Here is a 1,477-nt window from a genome sequence, read left to right on the forward strand (position 1 = left end):
TATTCTTTTTGAATATGCTCCCTTATTTTTTCTTTGTTATAACAACCCAATAGTGAACAGGTGATTAATGTCAGTAAAGTGAATTTAGTTAATGTTTTCATTCCGTGCTTCTTGGTTTCACCAATAAATAGGCTAAGGGTTGATGATATAATTCACCGTCATCGCCTTTGATAAAAGTGATCTCATCAATATAAGTTTTTCCGGGTACTTTTACTTCAACTCTATATAAGGCATTAAGCTTATCTTGATTATTTAATGCCCAATCGGGGGTATCCAATACTTGATAATCGATATCGACATACACATTTGTCTGATTTCTTCGATATAACCCATTTTCATACGTCTTTTCAGTTATATCCGTTACTTTTACTATTTTTTTAGGGCCATAGCAAAATGAACTATTGTAAAAAGGTTTCCTTCCGCTATTCCCTCTATTATCAATAAATTGATGCCAGTATTCACGCCCCAAATCGGTTAAGTCATAGCGATAAATGCCTGATTGACCTTCTACCGGTGTTTGGCTCAATAACCCTAATTCTGCAAACAACGGTAACGTTTTAAATAATCTATTTTTATTCCAAATCGCCCATTGAGTATCACTTTCTAATACTGGTTCATCCGTATACGGTAGTTTTACTGAACCAAGAAAATAACAAAAGTCGCCTTTAGCTTTATTTATGGCTCGTGATTCATCATATTCTTTTTGAATATGCTCCCTTAGTTTTTCTTTATTATAACAACCCAATAGTGAACAGGTGATTAATGTCAGTAAGGTGAATTTAGTTAATTTTTTCAATGTGGTTCTCCTGATATTCTTAAAATCCGCCCAATTTGGAGTGATGATGTTTGTAACTGTCAATAAACACCAACGGTTTATTGGTGACGGTTTGATTTTTGCTATTTGTCGACGTTTTGCCCTGTGGCCAGTAGTTAATTTGTAAATAAAGCTCTTCAATGCCGTCATAACAAAACTCGCCCATCTTATAAACAATTTCAAAATAACCAAGACTTTCACGGGTTTCTTTATTTATTGCATCACCATAGGCTTCAACTTTACCTATTTGACTTATTTCTAATTTATTTTTTTCATCAACAGGTTCTAAAGGGGATTCCCGTTTAATTAATAAATCCGTGGCTGAGCTATCGGCAAAGGTTAAAATTGGGTATTCCTCTCCTTTGCTTATATGCAAGGTAATGGGCTCTTGATAGTCATGATTATAAGCGCGAAGCACCCCTTCGTAATGGCTCACGTCAGAATCATAATGAGGCAATGCCACCGACAGATATATTTCACGGCTTCTGGCTTTAATTATTTTTTCTATTAAATTCGGAGGGAGAGAGTTATTTTTGACATCTTCCAAATATTTACGCATTTTTTTGACATAATAAATCTTCTCTTCTTCTAACTGAATAGCAACATTAGCACCAAACATGGCAACCATAAAGTCATTAATTGCCATTGCCATACTGTCAAACG

The 1,477-nt window shown here is 34.7% G+C and carries 2 protein-coding genes; both read right to left on the reverse strand.

The annotated features are described in order from the left end of the window. Nucleotides 1-97: 97 nt before the first annotated feature. A complete protein-coding gene (locus ACGH4F_RS09580; RefSeq protein ID WP_411591028.1) occupies nucleotides 98-796 on the reverse strand; it encodes a hypothetical protein in 699 nt (232 codons plus the stop codon). A 19-nt stretch (nucleotides 797-815) separates the two neighbouring features. Next, on the reverse strand, nucleotides 816-1,477 hold a 662-nt coding region (locus ACGH4F_RS09585), incomplete at its 5' end, for a hypothetical protein (protein ID WP_411591030.1).

The organism is Gilliamella sp. CG35 (genome assembly GCF_046635745.1).
GTDB classification, from domain to species: domain Bacteria; phylum Pseudomonadota; class Gammaproteobacteria; order Enterobacterales; family Orbaceae; genus Gilliamella; species Gilliamella apicola_I.